We start from the raw sequence: 22313 nt of genomic DNA, 5'->3' as shown, positions 1-22313 counted from the left end.
CGCATCGTTCTCTCGCCATTATTCGATATCATTCATTTTTAGTAATATTTGTCGTTTTCGAAGCTGCCAGCCCCCCAGTAGAATCTCTAATAACAAGCTCAGGTTTGAGAATGACTTTCTTGTAGCCGTTTGCATTCTCGGGTTGATTCAGCAGGTCAATAAGAATCGTTGCCGCACGACTGCCAATTTCCTCCTCGGATTGCGCGATATGCGTAAACTTGCCTCGTTCGTCGATTCCCGATGAAGGATCATCGAACGTTAAGATTGATAGATCGCCTGGCACGTTGAGATCGAGGCTTTTGGCTATACTCGCAATGTATAAGGCCAACTTCGCGTTTAATGTGATATATGCAGTGGCCAACCCGTTTTTAATGTAACGACGCAGCACGTGATTATCGTCTCTCGCTTTGTTGTCGACTGAAAATTCCGTCAGTATCAGAGCGGGATTGATCATTGCTTCACGTAGCTTTAGGGCATCCATATATCCGGCAATTCTCTCATCTACCGTGACGGTGTTAAGGGGAGAATCCGTGCATATGGCAATTTCTCGGTGTCCAAGCTCCCATAGATGAGAAACAGCCAATTGGGCTCCACGCCGATTGTCCGAAGAAACGAAGTGCGTGTCTACGCCAGGTAAAAACCGGTCGATCAGCACGAAAGGGAAATTATTGATCTTAAGAGACAGAATTTCTTCATTATAGGTCTCGGCATCGATCGGAAAGATGATCAGACCGGCAACGTCCTTCTGCAGCAATTGGATAATCGCTTCCTTCTCCATTTCCTTGGAGTGGTTCGTGAGAATAACCGCCAAGTAGTAGTTACTATTCTTTAAAATTTTGTTGATCCCTTGAAGAAGGCGAAGAGCGAAAAAATCTTCTACCGTCGGAATGATTAATGCAATCATCCGTTTTCCAGACGATTGGGAAACGACTCTTGACGGATCCCCCGTTTGACGAGTGATGTCTTCTCCATCAGACGGAATTTCGACCGGATCAGCGGGTATATCTACCGATTCTCGCAGCGCCTCCGGGAACGAAAGCTCCTTGCTCACAAAACTCCCCCTGCCCGGAATACGATAAATCCATCCATCTTGCGCAAGTTGGGTCAGAGCGTTCGCTACGGTTATTCGGCTGACATTGAATTTGCTGATAAGCTCATTTTCGGGAGGAATTTTCTGGTCCTCCGCAAGTTCGCCGGAAGAGATCAATTTCTTGAAATACTCTTGGATTTGAATATATAAAGGTAATCGCAAACGTTCCTTTTTCATGATCCACTACCCCTAATAGCACAGTTTATTTATGTATATTATTATAGCTAATGAATACTTTATGTCAATTAATTAATTTATGTATATTATAGCTAATGGATGCTTTAAGTCAATTACACGGAAACCAAGAAACAGCAAATGCCCCATGCAGTCTGGTAACCGCACGGGGCATTAAAGGTCAAAATCTCCTTACTCCCTTCTACCAATTTATCCATATTCGCCATATCAAACTTAATTTAAGATTAAATCTAGGTCGATCGCATCGGCGATCATCTTGTTTCCCAGGTCCCCCGGATGAATGTGATCACCTGAGTCAAACGCTGACAAAAACCTTGTAGGGCGATACGGATCTCTCGACAAGGCATCGAGGTCGAATACTCCATCGAACTCACCGCTCCGAATCCAATCGTTTACCTGCTGGCGCATTTTTTCTTTGGCCTCAGTGTAGTAAAGTTCGAAAGGCGGCAGCGTTCCGCCAATGATTCGGACATTGCGGACATGAGCACGTGCGATAAGCTGGCGGTAACCCGCAATAAGTTCATCAACCGTAGGTAAGGTTTCGGCAGGCGCGAAAGCCATGCCGGGCATACCGATGTCGTTGGTGCCAATAATCACAACCACGGACTTTACATTCGGCTGGTTCAATACGTCACGGTCGAAACGTGCCAACGCATTAATTCCCTTTACGTTCCTGAGTAAGCGCCCACCCGAAATCCCTGCATTGAGAATAGACACGTTGCGCTGTACTAGACGATCAGCCAAGATGTTCGGCCAACGAGTATTGGCATCGACGGTGGCTTGAGCTCCATCGGTAATAGAGTCTCCTATCGCCACAACGGTTCCAGCATTCATCGGTGCATCGACTAATATGCTTTTTAAGTACATGCTTACATCAGTGGTAGCATTCGTATTGAAGTCTGTGTCTGATACATGATTCCCATTCGCTATAAAAGCCGTCTGCCGAGCGTCCCAGTGAAATGTAGTAGGCACCGTCTCTTCAGGCAAAAAAATACTAACGCTAATGCTTTGGAGCGAATCGACGTAAAGTTCGACCGGATCGCTCATAATCGCAGCTCCAATGGGAACCACAATAGTGCTTTTCCCGCTGAACTCGAGTTTTCTGTCCGATCCATGGACAATCTTAGAGCCGACTCCTGTCAGGGCAACATGCGCATCGCCGATCACCAGCGGCACCGAGCCAAATTCGTTGGACAGCACAACCCGTACCCGGCGGCCGCCAACACTAATACGCGCAACCTGACGAATCGTCTGGTTTTTCAGCTTAGCAGGAAGTTTCGTTGGAAATAGAAATTCTTCGCCCCATATCGGCTCCGGACTAGCATACCAGCTTGCAATCCAGCTTTCTTTACTTGTGCCTTTATCAGCAATGCTCATCGAAAAGATCTTCCTTCCTAATGTTCATTTTTGGGATAAGTGCGATCTTGGGATCGCAAAGAGGCTTTTAGAAGTCATACTCCGCACTATTCCCTTGTCTTTAAGCAGCTTGATGTAAAATCCGCCCACTACGCTGCGATGTTGGAAATTGAGTTGACGAGCGGTAATCGTATCCGTCCAATCGGAGAACGCTACGCGGTCGGGCGTATCGTTCAACATTTTCCATAGCGGCTCTACCAACTTCAAGAAATCGTCGCGGTCGGTTGCCAGTGCGGCCGACCAGATAAGCCAATCGGCTTTCGTATAGGTTTCCCTGCTATCCAGCGGAGTGCCGTATTCATTCCGGCGATCTAAATACCAAGCCACCTCCCTGCGCAACGTCTCTTCGCCGAACAACCCGGTTCCGAATATCGAATCCCAAATGAGATTGTACTTCAAGCTCCAAGTTCCGTCTTGGCCGAATGCCAACTTCGTATGATCTCCATCGTCGGCCATCATTTTCCATTGATTCGCCATTTCCTTTGCCGCGTCCAGATACCGCAACGATTCCGCCACATTGTCCATATTCGCCATAAGAATGGAATAGCTCGCTACGCCCATAATGGCTTTTACCGACAAGTTCGCGTTTCTTTCCAAGTGGCCCGCAAAATCATCCGTGCACAATTGGTTGTCAGGATCCAGGCCGAATTCCAACAAATAGCGAACCCATTGTTCCAGGAGCTCCAGATCTGCTTGAGAGAATTTTACTTTGTCTCCAGCCAAGCATACGGCAGCGGCCATAATCAGCATATTGCCGCATTCTTCGACGGGCATTTGACCTTCCCTCGCGTTATCGCTATAAACCTGGCCATTGCCGAGCGGATACTGGCCGATGTCGTGCGGGGCGAACTCGAAGGGCCAAGCATCGCTTCCGGCATACTTGAAGATCGGCCGCATCATCGCTTCCACAAGAGCCGGATTGTACAGAAGGAAAAGAGGAATGGAAGGGTAACTGACATCCACGGTTGCCATGCAGCCGTTGCTGTAACATTCCTTGGATAAGAACAGCAGCTCCCCGTTCGTATCGGATACGAGTTTGTGGGCGGCGATGGCTTGGCGGTAGGAGAGCGCGAGAATATCCGCGTATTTGACACCGCCCGATTCCACTGCGTCGGCTAACAATTGCCGATCGAATTCCGCGCAGCGCTCCGTCAGGGTTTCATATTCCGAAAATGCGTCTGCGATCATCTCTTCAGCGCTCTTGCCGTTTCTTTTCCAATAAGCCAACAGTTTATCACCGAAATATTCAACGGCATAAACGTCGTCATAGGCGAGCACTGCTAAATTGTTTACCGAGTCCGCGCCCAACGTTCCCACTTCGAACACAACTGCCATTACGGGTTTGCCCCCAGCGACCTCTAACGGCATTGCCAGCGCTTCCTCGGGTGCGATTTCTCCGTTCCTCGCGAACGATTTACGAATTTCTGCCGTACCGAAATAGGATGCGACATGCTCCGATCTCTTCGCGCACAGATAGAAATGACCCCAATCGATCCGCAGATCATCTCCCGACCTATTTAAATATAACTGCTTTTCATGGCTCATTCGCTGCCAGATCAGCCCTTCTGCCTCTCCCCGTTCCCATACGACGGCTTGCCGCGGATGGTCCACGCACCATTCTCCCGTTACGTCGTAATAAATCTTTACATCATGAGATCTCCCATCTGTCGAACGAACCACGAACGAAACATAGGAAGCGGGTCTCGATAACACATCCAAATCGTCCAATAGCAAAGGAGTGCTAAAGCGAACTTCAAGCGCCACGCCGGAAGCTTCGAAGGAGTAGACGCTGCTTAGCGGAGTTACGGTCAAATTCGTTTGCTCCATCGCTGGCGGCTCCGTATAGTATCTCTCGACGTTAGGTTCTACTCGCCCCGCAAAACGCCACGTCCTCCCGTCGATTCGAATCAACCCCGTCATCGCTTGCCTTTGCCCCGTCCAATGGCGGGTGAAATCATCCGTCAGGCGATCGGCGGAAGACCATACGCTGAAATAGGGATCAACCGTAACAAGCGGGACAGCCGGCGGTCGAATTGTACTCTCCGTCACGAAACAACACCCTTTCCCTATATACATTATATATTTCGTATATACATACATAAATTATAATAGAGATTGTTGTGTATATATGTCAATAAAGTTTTTATGAATGTTAGCCTTTAATTGCCCCGGCAGCGATTCCTTTAATGATAGATTTCTGCATCAGCAAGAAGAACGCGATGATCGGGATCATCCCCATCACAGCATAGGCGAACGCCAGATTCAAATCGCTGCTGTATTGACCGAAGAAGAAATACTGCTGCAGCGGGATCGTACGGAAATTTTTGTCTTGCAAATAAAGCAGCGGAAGCAGAAAATCGTTCCAAATATACAGCGCGTTCAGGACAAGCACGGTGGCGGTAACCGGTTTTAAGAGCGGAATTACGATCCGGAAAAATATACCCGGAGTCGAGCAGCCGTCGATCCGTGCCGCCTCCTCGATCTCTCTGGAAATCCCCTTGATAAAACCCACATAGAACAGCACGCCTATCTGAACGCCGAAACCGCCGTATATCAAAGCGATACCCCAATACGAATTAAGTAAATCGAGCTCCTTGCCCATCTTGTACAGAGGCAGCATCGTAATTTGAAACGGCACCATCAAGCCCGCTAGAAACACGATAAACACGAAGTTATAGAAGGGTTTGTTCCTTCTGGCGATCGAATAGCCCGCTAGAGCCGATACAAGAACGATAAACAGGACGGAGATCGTCGTAATAATGAAGCTGTTCGTGATCGCCGCAGGATATTTCGAAGCGTTCCACGCCTGAGAGAAGTTGACGAAGCTAATGCTGGATGGAAGGGCATAAAAGGAATCGAACGTTTGTTTAGGCGACTTAAACGCCATGAGTACGGCAACGTAAAAAGGAAATAGAAAAACAAGCGCCGCCGCCGATACGATGGAAAACGTCGCGATTTGAGTTTTGTTCATTAGAGCTCCACTTCCCGTCTTCTGAAGATAGAAATTTGAATAAGGGTAACGAGAACCAAGATCAGGAAGAAGATCATGGAGAGCGCCGTGCCGTAGCCGGCTTGGAAGTTGTTGAACGAATTTCTGAATATGAAGGTCGTAATGACTTCGGTGGCAAAGGCGGGACCTCCGAACGTCGTCACGTAGACGAGATCGAATACTTTAAGCGAGCCCGTCAGCACCAGCAGCATGTTAATCGTGATGGCGGGAGCGATCAAGGGGAGCGTGATGTGGAAAAACGATTGCCTCGTATTCGCGCCGTCCATCTTGGCGCTCTCGACGAGCTCGCTCGGGAGCCCCTGCAATCCGGCGATATAAATAATCATCGGAGCTCCGACTCCTTGCCAGACAGCGACGATAATGAGCCCGAACAAAGCATAATTGGGATCTCCCAGCGGGCTGCTGATATCGATACCAAACAGGCTGAATAGGCTCGGAAACCCTATCGCATAGTTATACTTCCATATAAAACCGGATAAGACGATCGAAATAACGCCGGGCAGGAAGAAGATCGTCCGGAACGTTTTTTTGAATTTCAAATAGGAGTCCAAAAGCAGCGCAAGCATCAGCGAAATGACGTTAACCAGGAAGGTAATAATTAGCGCATATTTGAACGTGTTCACCAGGGCGCCCCATAGATCGTTATCCGCGAAAGCCCTCACGTAATTACCCCAGCCAATGTAATGGAGCGACTTGGACACCCCGTCCCAATTCGTGAACGAATAACGGGCACCCGTGACTAACGGAACGAGAACAGCTAACGTAAACAATCCTAATCCCGGTATTAAAAAGAGGACGTACCACATCTCGCCTCGGATGATTCGCATTATATGTGCCATAAGTTATTTCCTTCCCGATGGGATAAAGGCATAGGCGCTGCCTATGCCTTTATGATCATGTCATGTCTGATTATTTATGGTTTTTCTCGACCCAATCGTCCATCGCCTTGATGACTTCGTCCTCCGTCGCTTTGCCGAAGAACAGCTTCTGCACGTTCTGAATGAACTGGGAGCCCCAGTCTATCGAAGTTTTCGCCATGTAAATTTGCGAATCGTATACAAGGCCTTTGTCAAAATAAGGTTGAAGCTCGTTAACGGCCGGAGCGATGTCGGCGGATGCGCCTTTTACGTAACTCAGGGAGTTAATGTTCTTAACCCATGAATCTCCGCCTTCTTTGCTCGCCATGAAGGCCAAAAATTTCAGGGCCGCTTCCTTGTTCTTCGAATTTCTGCCTACCGCCAGAGACGCATCAGGATTAAACTCCAATTTATTTAAGCTCTCATCGTTGCTGAACGGATAAGGGAAGTAGCCGATTCCGGTGTTGTATAGATCCGGATTTTTCTTCTGGATGTCCGCGAGCGGCCAAGTGCCCATGTACATCATGCCTACGTCGCCTTTGGCGAACAGATCGACGATTCCGTTATAATCCACGCCCAATTGGTCTTTGTTGCCCAGATCAAAAAGCTGTTTAGCATGTTGAATCGTCGTTTTGATCGCTGGGTTATCGGCGAATTTCGCCGCGCCCGTCTCTATCTTCTCGAAAAAATCCGGTTGATTCGCGACAAGCGCTGTGTTGCTAGGCAAATCGCGGCCCGCCCACATACCGAGCGTCCATCCGTCCTTCCAGCCTAAGGCGAAAGGCGTTTTGCCCGCTTCTTTGATCTTCTTCCCTGCCGCAATCATCGCGTCGAAAGTTCTTGGAATTTCAAGGCCTAAGTCGGTGAATATTTTCTTGTTATAGAACACCGCGATCGGAGTCGCGTTTACCGGCATCACGTAATTTTTGCCGTCCGTTGCCTGTGCCTTCAAGACGTTCGGATCGAAATTCTCCATGAACGGCATGCCGGTTAAATCCTCGACATAACCGCCGTCCACGAACAGCTTGGTTTGCGCTCCGGCATTAAGCGTGAATACATCCACGACATCGCCGCCGGCCATTTTCGTTTTAAGAAGCGTATAATAGTCGTCATATTTAACAGGCTGTACGTCTACCTTAATATTCGGGTTCGCGGCCTCGAACTGGTCAACGATCTTCTGTACTCCATCCGTAACGTCGCTCTTGAAGTGCATGAACGAAATCGTAACCGGTTTCTCTTCTGCCGCCGACTCGGTCGGCGCTGGCGTGCTCTCCGCCGGACTGCTGGCCGCAGGCTCGGACGAGCCCGCGGTGGAGGCTTGCGGTTCGTTCTTGCTGCCGCAAGCCGCCAACAATATAGTCAACAGCATCGCGCATAAGCCGAGAACCATGCTTTTTTTCATTTTGTTTCCCCTCTTCGTGTTTATGAAGTGTGAACGAATGTCCTTCGTTCTTATTAAGCTTACTTTTCACCGAGAGGATTCGTAATAAAATAAATTGTGCTGCCGATGTTCAATATTTTGTGCCATTATTTGCCCAACCGGTTCTCTCTGTACTCGGACGGGGTTTGATCGGTGAATTTCTTGAACACCTGGCTGAAATAGCGCTGGTTCTCATAACCGACAAGCTCGGATATCTCGTTGATTTTCCGATCGGAGGTCCGAAGCAACTCGCATGCTTGTTCCATTCTCTTGCGCGTGACGTATTCGATGAAGTTCTCGTCCGTCACCGACTTGAACAACTTGCTCAAATAGCTGGGGTCCATATGGAAGCGGGTCGCAACGTCGATTAGGCTCACGTCCTCGAAGTAATTGGCGTCCAGGTAGGAGACAATCTGATGAATGGTATAGGCAGAATCCGATACTTCGGAGGTCAGTTGTTGGGCTTCTAAGGCTCCCGTCAATTGATCCACGAATGCCTGAAGTTGCTTGAAATCCAGTATTCCCGTTATGAAGCGGACATCGAACAAGGAAGGAAAAGACGTAATCAAGCCTTTCACCTCCATAGAAGCAAGTTCCGTAATCTTGGCAAGCTCCCTGTGTACGTCGCGAATAGTTGTTGCAGGCCGCTTGCTTATCTTGTGGACAAACTCCGATAACAGCTTACGGCAATCCTTAACGTTACTCGATGCCAATGCATGGCTTAAAGCCTTCAAATCGAAGGAAGTCAATATTCCCGTTGCCGATTCCGGTTCGGAAAACTCGTCAGTGGAGACGGACAGTCCAGACACGTCCAGCCGGTTTTTCCACAGCTCTTCGTTCGCCGCGCGATAGGCTTCCGGCAACTTGTCGAGGTTTGCAGTGATCGGACTCAAGCCGACAACGACATCCGTACCCAACATCTGTTTAACGGCATTATGGAAATTCGCCGCCAATTGGCATATACGCCCGACATCGTAGGAAGAGTCGGGGAGGATCATGCAGATGCTCAACCTGTCATCGGATTTGTAGACGAGCGGGACTTCATCTTGCATCACTTCGTACAAAATATTCTCGACGCTGAACATGAACAAATCCGCATTCCCGTGAAATTTCGTCTTGGAGATCGCGTGGAATTGACGGAACATGCATACAGCAAGCCGGTAACGGTCTGTCGCATGGGAAATCCGAAGCTCCGCCGCTTGATTGCGAATATCGGATATATTCGTTATCCTTTTGCCGGTCACGTGCTGCAGAAACTCTTCCCTCTTCAGCTTCAGGATGTCCTTCGTGAATTTCTTCTGCTGCTGCAGACTCGAATAGTCGCGAATGGCATCGATCGCCTTAATCATCGCGTTTCTTAAATCCGGAATGGAAATCGGTTTTAACACGTATTCGCTAGCCTGGTAAGTCAAGGCGGCTCTCATATATTCGAACTGGGAGTATCCGCTGATCACGATAACCCTGATATCTCCATGCAGCTTAAATAGGCTTTCTAGAAACCGCTCTCCGTTCATAACCGGCATGTTCATATCGGTCACGACGATATGCGGCTTATTGATTCGGATCAACTCCAACGCCTCTTGGCCGTGCTTCGCCTCCGCGATCACTTCGACGTCCAAGGCCAACTCGTTGATCATCTTGCTGACGGATTTCCTACCCCACGTTTCATCGTCCACTACCATCACTTTATACATGGGTCGACCCTCCTCTCTTGTAGGGAATGATAACCTTGATCGCCGTGCCGATGCCCGGCTCGCTGTCAATTTCAAGACCATGGGACGGTCCGTATACGAGCCTGACCCTTTCGTGGACATTCTTGAGCCCGATCGATACTCCCGAGAACACTTCCAGTGATTTATGCTCCAAATTCGCCCTGACGGCGGCAAGTTTGCCCGCCTCCATTCCAGCGCCGTTATCCCTTACCGTGATTATGACGCGCTCCTCTTCCCTTGCGGCGTTAATGCTTATGCGAACCTTATAGTGCTCTTGTTTGCCCAAAGCATGAACGATCACGTTCTCGATTATAGGCTGCAAAACGAAACGTATGATCGAGTGATCCATAAGCTCTTCCTGAACTTCGAACTCGATCTGCAGCGATTCCTCGAAGCGGAACTGTTGAATGTATAAGTAGTTGTTCACGTGAGCCAATTCCTGCCCGATCGTAGACTCCATGTTGCCTTCGTAGAAGCTATAGCGGAACATATCCCCCAGCGCGCGGCACATTTCATGAATTTCGTAGTCTCCGATCAGTATCGCTTTACCGCCTATCGTCTGAAGGGTGTTATACAGAAAGTGGGGGTTAATTTGCATTTGCAAGGCAAGAATTTGCGCTTCTTTGTTCCTGAGCTCCATCTGGTACTCCAATTCGATCAGCTCTCGGATCTTGTCCGTCATGAAATTGAAATTCCTCGTCAGCTCCGAGAGGTCGTCCCGATAACGGTAAGGCTTTAAGGTAACGTGAAAATTGCCATTGCGAACGGCTTTCATCGCCTTCCTGAGCAATTGGATGGGCTTAGTAATGAACCGTTGCGCCAGCAGGGAGAAGAGGAAAATCGTGAGCATGACGAGAACAAGCGCCCCGATCGAGATAAGCAGCGTGTTTTTGCGATTTTGCGCTAATTCCGGATTCGGATACACGAGCGTGAGCCCGATATTCGAATTGTCCAGATAGGAGGTACCGATGAATAAATCCTTGCTCCGCGTAAATTGAACGTCCCGCGGATTGTTGTTGGCCCATGCCTCAGGACGTATAAACTTCTTCACCACGCTATCGTAAGAATCGTTCGTTCGATAGAACGATTCGCCTTTACCGTTCTGCAGCACAATGACGTTCGGCGACTTGTTGTTCGCTTCCATCGTCTTGTCTAATTGTTTTTTCTGAATATAGAACACCAATGTTCCGTATTTCGTTTTGTAGAAAGGATCGTAGATCGTGAGGGCATATACGAAAAAATCCTGGCCTAATGACTTATCGGAGTAAATAAACATCAGGGAATTCTGAAACGGCAAATTGAGCATCTCCTTGTAATTCGGGATGCCCTGCTCCAGCCGGATCGAATCGTAGCTTGCTGCCCTAGACCAAGAGTCTCTTAATGTGTCGTCTTTGCCGTACACCATGATTTTGATAATATCCTTGTTCTTGTTCACCACTAGCCGGAAATAATTATCCAACGATTCCTTGATGTAAATAATGTCGGAGTCATTGTAATTCCTGCCGTGCTCCATCAGGTTAGTGATTCGGTTAAACCCGTATACCTGCAATGCCGACGTCGAAATATTGCGGAAATATTGATCCAAGTAGTTCGATAAATATCCGGCGTTCTGATCGGAGCTGCGAAACATCGTACTCTCCAAGGAGTTCGTACTCGACCGGTAGAACAAGTAAGAAAGGACCAGAAGGGGAATCAAGGAGATCAGCACGCTGCTCCATACGATCTTGGCACTGATGCTCCGGTTCATGAATATCCATTTCATCCGATAAATCCTCCAACCCCTGCGCCCGCTAAGCGTTGGCTCTTTAAATCCTACTTTACATCGCTATTAAGTCCCCGTACAGTAAGCATTCCATGGAATGGACGCCGAGATACGGCATTCGGCAACGATCGGATATTCGATGTATTAAATTCTATCATCCTCGTTTAACGGAACAATTTAATTTTTTGTTCTGATCATGTTCAATTTATTGGTAAGGACTCTAGTACAAACATACTAAACCGTACGAACAGGGGCTGTCCCGTAAGGTCTTAATGACCTGAGAGACAGCCCCTGCGTATGCGATAGTAATGGATTATTTACAGCCACTTGGATAATTGCGATTTGCCGCGCCGGACGAATGATTTGACGGTATTCTCGGAGCAGTCGAGCAGTTGGGCGATTTCTCCGTAGCTGGTTTGCTTGTAAATACGCAAGTACAACGCGGTGCGCATCCGAGGCTTGAACCGCAAGAGCAGTCGACGAACGAATCTATCGAATTCCATATCGAGGACGGCTTGTTCCGGTGTGTCTGGATTTGACACGGCTAGATAATGAAGCGGCAGCCCGGAAATTCGTTGTTTGCGGCGCCATTGATCGACGAAGAGACGATAACCGGTTAGAGACAGCCACTCTTTCGGATGCTCGGGCAGGTTATCCTGTTGGCAAAGCTTCAGGAAAGTATCCTGAACGAGATCATTCGCTTCTTCTTGATTACGGGTCAGCCTGAGCATGAATCGGCTCAGATTGACGGAGTGAGCCGTATACAGATCATTCAGATTGGCTGCGACTCGTTCCATTCGTCCGTTCACCTCCGATCTGGACAGACGGATCAGATGTACGATCCGGCGGACCGATTATTACTTTCTTGCCGTCGAATTCGAGCACCGCTTTGCCGTCTACGTTCATCGCATCCAAGTACGCTTTAGGAATTTGCAGGCGGCCGACACGGTCGATCACGACGAATTCTTCATGCTGCGCACCGAAGCCGGAGCCTGTTGAAACTTCTGCAGAAGCTTCATCGGCGCTATCCGAATCGGAAGCGTTCGCCTCCCGCTTGACCCACTCCGTACTGGTCAACCCGTCTCGAATGGCGACTACGCGGTCTACTTTATCCGCTACGGAGAGATCATGGGTGACGATAACGATCGTCACTCCCATATCCCGGTTAAGTCGTCGGAAAATATCGAGAATCTGCTCTCCAGTGGCACTGTCTACCGAACCCGTCGGCTCATCGGCGAGAACAAGGGGCGGACGGTTGGAGAGCGCGATCGCGATGGCGACTCTCTGTTGTTCGCCGCCGCTCAGCTGCGTTAGGCGGCTGCCCATTCGATGCTCCAGCCCGACCGCGGCAAGCAACTGCTTAGCGTACGCGCGGTCCGCCTTCCCCTGAATGAGCATCGGCAGTTCGACGTTTTGGAGGGCGGTGAGGTAAGGCACCAGATTTCGCCCAATATTTTGCCAGATAAACCCGACGGTTTTGCGTTTATATTCGATTAACTGCTCCATGGACATTTTTAGCAAATTCCACTGCCCTACGACCGCCTGACCCGCGGATGGCCTATCGAGCCCGCCGAGAATGTTGAGCAAGGTAGATTTGCCGCTGCCGCTGTTGCCGATTATAGCCATCATCTCGCCCGGCTCGACCGTCATATTCAGCCCCTGAAGCGCAACGACCTCAATGTCGTCGGTTTTGAAAATTTTCACCAGACCTTCGCAATGGATCATCGCAGGGCCTCCTTCTCCACCTTTTTCTTATCGTTCTTCACCTAGCTTAACGGCTTGCGAGATGCGCAGACGCCTCAGCTGCAGGACAAGCAGGCACGCACCGGACGCGAGCATAATACCTGTAGCGATGTACAGCTTGAGCGTATCCTCCGCCTCGAACACAATCCGGAACGGCGGTACTTGCCGCGTCCCTTCGATGCTTCCGCCCTGCAGGAACGGCAGGAACAGGCGGCTCGCGATCGTGCCTAGCCCGATTCCCGCGACGACCGACAAGCCGGTCGTGAACAGCTGCTCAAGCAGAAGCATGCCGGTCAGTTGTCCGCGCGAGAGCCCCATTGCTCTCAAGATACCGAGCTGGGCTACTCGACGAGACAGGGTGAAAAACCAGAAAATCAAATATCCGAGCAGCGAGACGAGCAGCGAGATGAGAAATCCGAGGCTCAGAATGCCGAAGACCCCGCCTTGCGTAGGTTGATTGCGCATTTCGGCAAGTTTCCCGCGAGCATCCTCCGCTTGGGTGATAGCAATGTCGCGCTCCGCCAATGTATCGAGCACCGGCGCGAGCTTTGCGCCGTCTTCCATGTTTAACCAAACTTCATAGGGAATTTTCCCGATCTGCTGATTCAGATAATCCAGATTAACCACGAAGAAAGGCGCTTCATCCGGATACAGGCTGGGCCAATACGGTACGATGCCAACGACGACCAAATCTACCGGCTCGTTATCGTATCCGATCGTCATCCGCAGCGGATCGCCTTCCTTCAGCCCGTAACGTTTGGCGAATTCGTCTGATATGAGCACCGCTTGCTCGGTTGTGCCAAGCGCATCGAGGTAGTAATTGGGATGTATCGGATACAAATCCTCGCGAAACCACGCCGTCTTGGCAAAATCGACATTGTCTATACCGATGACCTGCCCGGTGCCTGCCGACTTGCCGCTGATCTCGACTTTGCCGGTCGCCTTCAACACTCGAGTGGCCGATTGTACCCCATCCAATTTCGAGTAAGCCCCGAAGGACGGTTCATTATAATAGATTTTGTTCTCGTCGTCCTCGTCTTGAACGCCCTCCCACGCCGCCTTCAGCACGACATCGCTTCCATACTGATATTTCGTGCGGTCCGAAGCATTCACATCCATCGTTCGGGCAGCTGATGCATTGTAAACCCCAAGCCCGATCGTAAGAATCAGCAAGATCATGAGAGGATAAAAAGTGACGGCAGAACGCTGCAGCTGCGTCAAGGTGAGATACATCGTGACCGGCATGCGGTTTTTCGTCAGCGCGTTCCAGGAACGAAGCAGCAGCGGGAACAATCGCAGACATAGCAATCCCGCGGCGAATACGAACAGCGCCGGGATGACGAAAATAACCGGTTGAATCTGTTCCGTGCTTCCGCCTTGGCTGATAGAGGCGATCAAGTCGTTATCCAGCATGTACCATCCGGCGGCCGCTGCCGCCAGCAACGCAACATCCAAGTAAAGCCGCTGCCAGATCGGCGGCCTGTCATGGCGAGCCCGCTGCTGCGTATGCTCGACAATTGAGGCAGCAGCATAGGTACGGATCGGCGCCGTGGTGGCGACTACGGCGCACACGGTCGCAATGGCGCCGAACAACCAGGCGGCACTGTTCCACCCGACCGGGATCGACTTGCGGCCGACGAAGGAGAGGAATCCGCTGGAAGAACCGATCGTCTTCGCCATGAACCAGGCCAAAGTAAGGCCGATCAGCAAGGCCGCGCCTCCGAGCAACGCGGCTTCGATCGCATACAGCGCCGTGATTTGCCGAGGACTGGCTCCCCGGCTGTGGAGCACGGAGATGTCACCTCTCTGTCGGTCAAGAGATTGCTTGGCATTGAGCGTAATGAAATACAAAACCATTGCCAGCACCGGGGCAGCAAGCGCGAACAGCATCGCCTGCAGCAAGAGGCTCTGCCGATTGAATTCGTGCAGCATGTCGATGAACGTCAAGTTAACTTTCGTGTTCTCGAGCTTCTGGTTCAAATTGATCTCCAGCCGCTGCAATTCGCCGATGAGAGGCGACAGATCGCTGATCCGAATGTCCTTCAGATCGAATGCATAGAACCAACCGGCTGAATCCAGTACGAGACGGTTAGTCTTAAGTAAAGCGTCAGTCATCGTCGTGCGGCTAACGAGCAAAGTGGCGGCTAATTTTTCTTTGCCGTCAACCGCCCAGCTCAAATCCGATTCGTCTTTCAGCTTGAAAGCTCCGGTAATACGCACGGTCAGCCGCTTCGATTTCCCATCCGTATTTTTCGAATCGTAGTAAAAGACATCGCCGATCTTCCACCCGTAACGGCTCAGCGTCTCGTTCAGCACAATAGCTTCGACGACTCCGTTTTGAATGCCGTCCCGGGGCATTTTCCCTGCCGTAATGTCGATCCGTTCGGATATACCGCTCTGAACCGCCAGCTCCATGCGGGCTAACCGATTAGAGCCGCCGGCGCTTGCTTGCGTTGGACGTACGGTGGATGGCGACAGATTCATACGGCTTGAGAAAGCGTCAACCGGGAAACCGATGCGTCCGGGAAGCTCCTCGCTCACCCAACGCTCCGTCTCCGCAAGCCCTTCCAAATCCGTTTCCTCACCCCCCGCCGACTGATATTTCATATAAAGGGATGCCGCGGGAAGACCTTTCGTCTCCTCTTGAAGCGACTTAGCCACTAGCCGTTTAAGCGTACCGTCGGCATACATCGGAATGCTCATCGCGAACGCTGCCGCTACTGTCAGCCCGAGCAAAGTGCTAAGCGTAAACCAGCGGTTTTGCCACATTTTCAAGAGAAGATAGACGATGATCCGCATTATTTCCCCACGACCTTCTGGCCTTCCTGGAGCCCTTTGATGATTTCTACGTCCGTCGTCGTTTGCACGCCGACTTCAACGTCTACTTCGCCCTTGCTGCCGTCGGCATTCGATACGAGAACGTAGTTGCGGCTGTTCTGCTTCCGAAGCGCCGCGACGGGAATAGAGAGTACGTTCTCCCGCTTCTCGACGATGACGGATGCGGACAGAGGGGTCCCGTGCTGCACTTTGGCAGGCAGCTTCTTCACGTCGATCAGCGTATACGAATCGAGCGAATCATCCTCTGTCTGGGTCGTGTCGACCGGGAGCCTTCTTACCGTTCCCGCAAGATCCCCCGCCGTGTTAATGCTAACCAAGGCATCCATGCCCGGAGCGATATTCTCCAAGTCGCTCGAACCGATCTGAACGGCGACGACGAGCGAATCCATATCGGCGATCTGACCGATTTTATCATAGGCTTTCGAGATATCGCCTACCTCCGCCGTGAAGCTTACGATCGTTCCAGCATAAGGAGCGAGAAGCTTCGAGCCTTGCAACTTGGCTCGCAATTCCGCTAGATCTTCCTTCAACAGCTTATAGTCGAGCTGCTGCTTACGGAGTAGAATCTCACGATCCTCCGAAACGTCTCGCATCGCGTCTTTCAGATCGAGCTCGGCTTTCTCCACCTCGATTTCCTTGCGGAGAATCTGGTTCTCGGTATCGCCCGTATCGAGCTCGGCCAACACTTGGCCCTTCTTCACTTTGTCTCCGGCTTTCACGAGAACGTCGACAATTCGGCGATTGTCTTCGGTAAAGAACAGATTCTCCTCTTTCTCCGACATCAACTTCCCGGATCCGCTCACCATAACCTCTAAAGTTCCGCGCTTAACCGGGTATTCCGGCTTCTGCGAAATTTTCGGAGCTCTAATCGTCGGCGGCTTCTCCAAGTCTTCTTCCTGAGGCAATAGAGAGCAGCCCGCCAATAGCGACAGGCATACCGCCGCGATAAGCAGCCTGGTTGGGCCCTTTCCTCTATTCCGGAACGATTCGGCCATCGACCATTTGATAGACAACATCCGCCGCCCCCCATAAAGTAGAATCATGCGTGGTCATGCAGATCGCGATTCCTTCCGCTTCCACGATATCGCGGAATACCGCGATAATCCGCGCCGCCATGAGCGTATCAAGCTCGGCCGTTGGCTCGTCCGCCAGAAGCAGCAGCGGTCGGTGGGCGATCGACTTAGCGATCGCTACCCGCTGTTGCTCCCCTCCGGACAACTCGGACGGACGATGATTCGCCCGTTTCGTCAAACCCACTAGTTCCAAGCAGCGTGCGACTCGTTCCTTCCATTCCGTTCGGGGGACGCCCGCCATGCGCAAGCTCAGTTCGACGTTCTCCCAAGCCGTAAGCAGCGGAAGGAGCGCGAACGATTGGAAAATAAACCCGATTTCCTTCCGCCTCACGACGGTCAGCCGTTTGTCGCTCCACTGATGAAGAGGACGTCCCCGAAACAACACTTCACCGTCCGAGGGGCGATCTAGCCCGCCCAGCAGATTAAGCAGCGTCGTCTTACCCGAGCCCGATCGTCCTCGGAGCATCGTAAGCCGGCCGGCCGCCACCGACATTTCGATGCCTTTGAGCACGTCGACTTGCCGATTGCCCGACCGGAAGCTTTTGCGAATACTTCGAACCTCGAGGAGCGGCTCCTCCTTTGCAACCGTCATTATTCCTGCCCCGCCTTCGCTTTCGCGCTCGCTTCCGTCAACAAAAGCTGTCCTTTCGTCTGGATTTGCTTAAGAGCTTCGTCTAGCGTTGTCGACCCTGTAACGACCTGCTTGATTCGTTCGCCAGCAAGCTTCGAGAAGTCATCCGCAAAGCCTTCCGGCAACGTTTGGAGCAACGTTTGCGAATTCGCTTTAAGCTTGTAGAAGGCGTCGATGTTTTTCCCGTCCGCGTCATTTTTGAATGCGGTTCTAGCCGATAGCTCAGGAGACGACTTCGTGCTTGTTTTCGCCAGTTGCTCTCCGTTGACATATTTCAGAAACTCCCATGCCGCGGACAAGTTTTCCGACGAAGCGTTGATCGAGAACACGCTGTTCAGGCTCATGCTGCCTGTGACGTCAGGTTGGGACGGATCTACGGGAACGGTCACGACATCCCAATTGATATTTTTGAACGGACTTTTCATCGGTTTTCCGCCTGCGGAGGAGCTTGATGTACTTTTCTCGGAACTTATGGCACCCGCTGAACCCATTTTCTTTTCCATTCCCAACATGTTCATGAGCATTGAGCCGTCAATCGTCATCGCCGCCTTACCAGACATGAATTTCATTGAATCCGGGCCGAAAGTGATCGCCATTTTGCCGCCCATACTGCGCATCACGCCTCCGCCCGCGCCGCCTCCGCTATCCGACGGCATCGAGATGCTGCCTGACTTATACCCGTCGATAACCGATTGGAAGATCGACTTCCACTCCGGCGACTCGATCGATACCGTCCCGGCATCCGCATCCGCATACGTCAGCCCTTTCGCCTCGCCGATCGCACGTATGAGATCAAACGGATTCGTCGTCTGGGTGGACTGAGACAAACCGAGCAACGCGTCGTCTCCGTCTTTCTTCACGGGGAATCTCGCCGCCAACTGCATGACTTCTTCCCAACTCATCCCGTCCGTAGGGTAAGGAATGCCATATTTATCGAACATGTCTTTGTTATAATAGAGCGCCTGAGTAGAGAAACTCGGGCTGAGGCCGTACAGCTTGCCTGCCCCGCGCGCTTTGAGCAGTTCGATGACGGAAGGATGAAAGCTATCCAGATCGAACTCGTCCTGTTTAACGACGGCATCCAGATCGTATAGCAAGCCTTTGCCGGCCAGTTCCGCATATTGTTCTTCCGTCAAGTACAATGCGTCCGGCTGCTGCTCCTTGACAAGCTTCTCCATCTCAGCCACCGGGACCTCCGCATTGAATACGGATTCCGTCGAGATAACTTCCAATTGAATATTGGGAAACATCGCCTGAAAAGCGTTGCCATACTGCATGTAAAAGGCCTCTTCGTTAAAATAGGCAACCTTTAACGATCCCTTATCCTCCCTGTCTAAACTGTTTAATCCCGACTTATCTTTGCCGCCCGACGACGTACAGGCCGACAACGCAACCGCCAATGCGAGCGCCCATATCAGCAAACCCGATTTCTTCCCCAATTTGTTTAACACTTCTATCACCCTCTACTTTTAATTGATACATTGCCAAGTATGGTTGCGGATTCTTAGAAATCGGTTAGAGAAGCTGAACGTTAGCTTAAGAGATACTGAAAAGAGAATAAAAAAAGCTGCAGCAGGGAATTACTCGAAAAATCCGATTAACTCGGGTGCGGTAGCGGGCTGCGGCAGAGAATTACTCGAAAAATCCGATTAACTCGGTGCGGTAAGGGGCTGCGGCAGGGAATTACTCGAAAAATCCGATTAACTCGGGTGTGGCAAGGGGCTACGGCAGAGAATTACTCGAAAAATCCGATTAACTCGGGTGCGGTAAGGGGCTGCAGCAGGGAATTACTCGAAAAATCCGATTAACTCGGGGGCGGCAAGGGGCGACGGCTGGGAATTACTCGAAAAATCCGATTAACTCAGGTGTGGCAAGGGGCTTCGGCAGGGAATTACTCGAAAAAACCGATTAACTCGGGTGAGGGGCTGCGGCAGGGAATTACTCGAAAAATCCGATTAACTCGGTGCGGCAAGGGGCTGCGGCAGGGAATTACTCGAAAAATCCGATTAACTCGGGTGCGGTAAGGGGCGGCGGCAGGGAATTACTCGAAAAATCCGATTAACTCAGGTGTGGCAAGGGGCTGCAGCAGGGAATTACTCGAAAAATCCTGTTAACTCGGGTGCGGCAAGGGGCTGTGGCAGGGAATTACTCGGAAAATCCTGTTAACTCGGGTGCGATAAGGGGCTGCGGCAGAGAATTACTCGAAAAATCCGATTAACTCGGTGCGGCAAGGGGCGGCAGCAGGGAATTACTCGAAAAATCCGATTAACTTAGGTGTGGCAAGAGGCTGCAGCAGGGAATTACTCGAAAAATCCGATTAACTCGGGTGTGGCAAGGGGCGACGGCAGGGAATTACTCGAAAAATCCGATTAACTCGGGTGCGGCAAGGGGCTGCGGCAGAGAATTACTCGAAAAATCCGATTAACTCGGGTGTGGCAAGGGGCTGCGGCAGAGAATTACTCGAAAAATCCGATTAACTCGGGTGCGGATTAAAAAACCTCCGTCTCGTCGAGAGGTCGGAGGTTTTCCGGTTAACATTGACAAATCCTTTACTACAAAGGCAATGTAATATAAACACGCGTACCGGTTGAAAGCTTGCTTTCCAGCCGGATTTTGCCTCCATGACGCTCAACGATCCATTTGGCAATGGCTAGGCCCAGACCGGTACCGCCTTCTTGCCGCGTTCGGGCTTTGTCGCCGCGGTAGAACCGATCGAACACATGAGGCAAATTGTCAGGCGAGATGCCTATTCCGGTATCCTCTACTTCAAGATGGACGGAGTGAGTGTATTTTCGGCAAACAACGCGGACAACGCCGCCCTCCGGCGTATATTTGATCGCATTGTCGAGTACGGTCACGAGCAGTTGGTGAAGGCGCTCTTCGTCCGCAACCATGGGGACAGGCGAGTCTATCCCGCAATGCAGAATGATGTCCTTGACTTCCGCCAGCATCTGCATCTTATTCACGCTTTCCTGGACAATCCGGTCGAACTGAACCGGTTTTAGCTCCAACTCGAGTTGATTCGAATCCGATCTAGCCAATGTCAGCAGTCCGCCGACTAGCTTGCTCATCCGCCGTGCTTCCTGCAACACGTTGGAAATATGTTTGCTGTCCTGCTCGATCGTATGATCGGGATGACGCAGCAACAGCTCCGTATGAGCTTGGATGACGGATAGCGGAGTACGCAGTTCATGGGAGGCGTCCGAGACGAACTGCTGCTGCTTCTCTAGAGAGAGCCGGATCGGGATAAGAGCTCTATTCGCCAAATAATAGCCAGCTGCAACGGCGACGATAAGCCCCAAGCTGCCGCCGATCAGCAAAATATCGCGTAATCGGTGGAGCATGCCGATTTCCGCGGAGACGTTGCTAAGCAACTGCTGCGTTGAGATTTTGTATGAGGTTCCGTCTGCGCCGATCAGCCCCCCGACGATGTCCGGGTTATACACATTCAGCACTCGGAAATACTGATCGCTTATCTTCACGGTCTGCGGAGAAGAACCGAAAAGTTTCGGTTGGAGCTGCTTAAGATGTTCCTCGCTAAATTCCGTGCTCCCCGGCATAGGAACCGGCTGATCATCCTTTGTCCAATACAATTGGATAATCGGCCGATCCATCTTACCTACGCGAAACAGGAATGCTTTCTGTGCGGGAATCGCCAGAGAAGGAACGTCCAGAGAAGGAACTGCCTGAGAGGAAACAGACACCGAAATATTGTCTCTCATGCTTGTGATAGATAGGTCGATTTGCTCAAAGAGCATCTTCTTCATAATGATGAAAACGAATAAATTCAACGAGATTAGAATGACTGACAGAACGGCGGCGTTGCGGATCGTCAATTGGATACGACTACGATTAAACATCAGCTTTTCTCCTTCAGCATGTAACCGACTCCGCGGATGGTATGGATATAACGGTCGCAATCGGAAGGCGCCAATTTTTTACGCAAATAATGGACATAGACGTCCACGACGCCCAATCCCGCTTCCGAGTCGATTCCCCACACCCGGTCAAGCAGCTGTCCTTTCGTCAGTATCTGCTCCCGGTTTAGCAGAAAGTACTCCATTAGCTCATACTCTTTCAACGTAAGCTTGAGAGGTCCGCCTTTTGCATACCCCTCCATGGATTGGCATTTCACGGTGAGTTGTCCATAATGGAGCTCTCCGTCCGGAGCACCTAGGGACAGCCGGCGCAACAATACCCTGATTCGCGCTAATAGCTCAGGTGTTGCAAAAGGCTTGACCAAATAATCGTCGGCACCGGAATCCAGTCCTCTGACGCGATCTTCCACGCTGTCCCGCGCCGTAAGCAGCAGGATGGGCATAATGATCCCTTGCGACCTCAGCTCGGAAAGAACCGACAAGCCGTTCATGCCGGGAAGCATAATGTCCAGCACGATCAGATCATGGACGCGCTGCTGTGCTAAATACAATCCATCCGAACCATTATCCGCTTCATCCACTTGGTACGCTTCTTCCTTAAGCACCGTCACCACCGCGTCGAGCAGCGGGCGGTCGTCTTCCACTACTAAAATTCTCAATGGGTCTGCCCCTTCATATCAGGCTTATT

At 50.9% G+C, this 22313-nt stretch carries 16 protein-coding genes; all 16 read right to left on the bottom strand.

The features are described from left to right. Nucleotides 1-28: 28 nt before the first annotated feature. Nucleotides 29-1267 (bottom strand): GntR family transcriptional regulator, encoded by a 1239-nt coding sequence (locus tag K7P76_RS31020; protein ID WP_232189983.1) that lies wholly within the window; start codon nt 1265-1267, stop codon nt 29-31. A gap of 231 nt (nt 1268-1498) precedes the next feature. Beyond that, on the bottom strand, nt 1499-2662 hold the full coding sequence (locus K7P76_RS31015) for an SGNH/GDSL hydrolase family protein (RefSeq protein ID WP_232189982.1): 1164 nt from the start codon (nt 2660-2662) through the stop codon (nt 1499-1501). A gap of 24 nt (nt 2663-2686) precedes the next feature. Beyond that, a complete protein-coding gene (locus tag K7P76_RS31010) occupies nt 2687-4750 on the bottom strand; it encodes a glutaminase family protein (RefSeq protein ID WP_232189981.1) in 2064 nt (687 codons plus the stop codon). A gap of 103 nt (nt 4751-4853) precedes the next feature. Next, nucleotides 4854-5672, bottom strand: a complete 819-nt coding sequence (locus K7P76_RS31005) for a carbohydrate ABC transporter permease (protein WP_232189980.1) — start codon at nt 5670-5672, stop codon at nt 4854-4856. Next, complete coding sequence (locus K7P76_RS31000; RefSeq protein ID WP_232189979.1) at nt 5672-6550, bottom strand: carbohydrate ABC transporter permease; 879 nt, start codon at nt 6548-6550, stop codon at nt 5672-5674. The genes K7P76_RS31005 and K7P76_RS31000 overlap by 1 nt, the downstream gene beginning before the upstream one ends. A 70-nt stretch (nt 6551-6620) precedes the next feature. Next, nucleotides 6621-7970, bottom strand: a complete 1350-nt coding sequence (locus K7P76_RS30995) for an ABC transporter substrate-binding protein (protein ID WP_232189978.1) — start codon at nt 7968-7970, stop codon at nt 6621-6623. A gap of 125 nt (nt 7971-8095) precedes the next feature. Continuing rightward, a complete protein-coding gene (locus tag K7P76_RS30990) occupies nt 8096-9682 on the bottom strand; it encodes a response regulator transcription factor (RefSeq protein WP_232189977.1) in 1587 nt (528 codons plus the stop codon). Then, a complete protein-coding gene (locus tag K7P76_RS30985) occupies nt 9675-11462 on the bottom strand; it encodes a sensor histidine kinase (RefSeq protein ID WP_232189976.1) in 1788 nt (595 codons plus the stop codon). The genes K7P76_RS30990 and K7P76_RS30985 overlap by 8 nt, the downstream gene beginning before the upstream one ends. A gap of 317 nt (nt 11463-11779) precedes the next feature. After that, nucleotides 11780-12259 carry an RNA polymerase sigma factor gene (locus K7P76_RS30980; RefSeq protein ID WP_232189975.1) on the bottom strand — a complete coding sequence of 160 codons (480 nt, stop codon included), beginning with the start codon at nt 12257-12259 and terminating at the stop codon, nt 11780-11782. Further along, complete coding sequence (locus K7P76_RS30975) at nt 12231-13187, bottom strand: ABC transporter ATP-binding protein (RefSeq protein ID WP_232189974.1); 957 nt, start codon at nt 13185-13187, stop codon at nt 12231-12233. Before K7P76_RS30975 ends, K7P76_RS30980 begins: the two co-directional genes overlap by 29 nt. 27 nt (nt 13188-13214) lie before the next feature. After that, nucleotides 13215-16004 (bottom strand): ABC transporter permease, encoded by a 2790-nt coding sequence (locus tag K7P76_RS30970; protein WP_232189973.1) that lies wholly within the window; start codon nt 16002-16004, stop codon nt 13215-13217. Beyond that, the gene (locus K7P76_RS30965) at nt 16004-17059 is read right to left on the bottom strand and encodes an efflux RND transporter periplasmic adaptor subunit (protein WP_232189972.1); all 1056 of its coding nucleotides are present in this window, start codon (nt 17057-17059) and stop codon (nt 16004-16006) included. Before K7P76_RS30965 ends, K7P76_RS30970 begins: the two co-directional genes overlap by 1 nt. Continuing rightward, complete coding sequence (locus K7P76_RS30960) at nt 17016-17708, bottom strand: ABC transporter ATP-binding protein (protein ID WP_232189971.1); 693 nt, start codon at nt 17706-17708, stop codon at nt 17016-17018. The genes K7P76_RS30965 and K7P76_RS30960 overlap by 44 nt, the downstream gene beginning before the upstream one ends. Further along, on the bottom strand, nt 17708-19198 hold the full coding sequence (locus K7P76_RS30955) for an extracellular solute-binding protein (protein ID WP_232189970.1): 1491 nt from the start codon (nt 19196-19198) through the stop codon (nt 17708-17710). Before K7P76_RS30955 ends, K7P76_RS30960 begins: the two co-directional genes overlap by 1 nt. Before the next feature lie 1101 nt (nt 19199-20299). Continuing rightward, nucleotides 20300-21607, bottom strand: coding sequence for a sensor histidine kinase (locus tag K7P76_RS30950; RefSeq protein WP_232189969.1), 1308 nt, complete (start codon nt 21605-21607; stop codon nt 20300-20302). Further along, nucleotides 21607-22284, bottom strand: a complete 678-nt coding sequence (locus K7P76_RS30945; protein WP_232189968.1) for a response regulator transcription factor — start codon at nt 22282-22284, stop codon at nt 21607-21609. Before K7P76_RS30945 ends, K7P76_RS30950 begins: the two co-directional genes overlap by 1 nt. Nucleotides 22285-22313 lie beyond the last annotated feature (29 nt).

The sequence above is a fragment of the Cohnella silvisoli genome (assembly GCF_021190915.1).
Taxonomy (GTDB): Bacteria; Bacillota; Bacilli; order Paenibacillales; family Paenibacillaceae; genus Cohnella; species Cohnella silvisoli.
The sequence above is the reverse complement of the archived record's forward strand: the minus strand, read 5'-3'. Positions and strand labels throughout refer to the sequence as shown.

Bases quoted from the DNA above. Each gene is read 5' to 3' on its own strand.
- K7P76_RS30985 (WP_232189976.1), bottom strand. From the start codon at position 11,462: ATGAAATGGATATTCATGAACCGGAGCATCAGTGCCAAGATCGTATGG.
- K7P76_RS30975 (WP_232189974.1), bottom strand. From the start codon at position 13,187: ATGATCCATTGCGAAGGTCTGGTGAAAATTTTCAAAACCGACGACATT.
- K7P76_RS30950 (WP_232189969.1), bottom strand. From the start codon at position 21,607: ATGTTTAATCGTAGTCGTATCCAATTGACGATCCGCAACGCCGCCGTT.
- K7P76_RS30995 (WP_232189978.1), bottom strand. From the start codon at position 7,970: ATGAAAAAAAGCATGGTTCTCGGCTTATGCGCGATGCTGTTGACTATA.
- K7P76_RS31000 (WP_232189979.1), bottom strand. From the start codon at position 6,550: ATGGCACATATAATGCGAATCATCCGAGGCGAGATGTGGTACGTCCTC.
- K7P76_RS30970 (WP_232189973.1), bottom strand. From the start codon at position 16,004: ATGCGGATCATCGTCTATCTTCTCTTGAAAATGTGGCAAAACCGCTGG.
- K7P76_RS31020 (WP_232189983.1), bottom strand. From the start codon at position 1,267: ATGAAAAAGGAACGTTTGCGATTACCTTTATATATTCAAATCCAAGAG.
- K7P76_RS31015 (WP_232189982.1), bottom strand. From the start codon at position 2,662: ATGAGCATTGCTGATAAAGGCACAAGTAAAGAAAGCTGGATTGCAAGC.
- K7P76_RS30965 (WP_232189972.1), bottom strand. From the start codon at position 17,059: ATGTTGTCTATCAAATGGTCGATGGCCGAATCGTTCCGGAATAGAGGA.
- K7P76_RS31005 (WP_232189980.1), bottom strand. From the start codon at position 5,672: ATGAACAAAACTCAAATCGCGACGTTTTCCATCGTATCGGCGGCGGCG.
- K7P76_RS30980 (WP_232189975.1), bottom strand. From the start codon at position 12,259: ATGGAACGAGTCGCAGCCAATCTGAATGATCTGTATACGGCTCACTCC.
- K7P76_RS30960 (WP_232189971.1), bottom strand. From the start codon at position 17,708: ATGACGGTTGCAAAGGAGGAGCCGCTCCTCGAGGTTCGAAGTATTCGC.
- K7P76_RS30990 (WP_232189977.1), bottom strand. From the start codon at position 9,682: ATGTATAAAGTGATGGTAGTGGACGATGAAACGTGGGGTAGGAAATCC.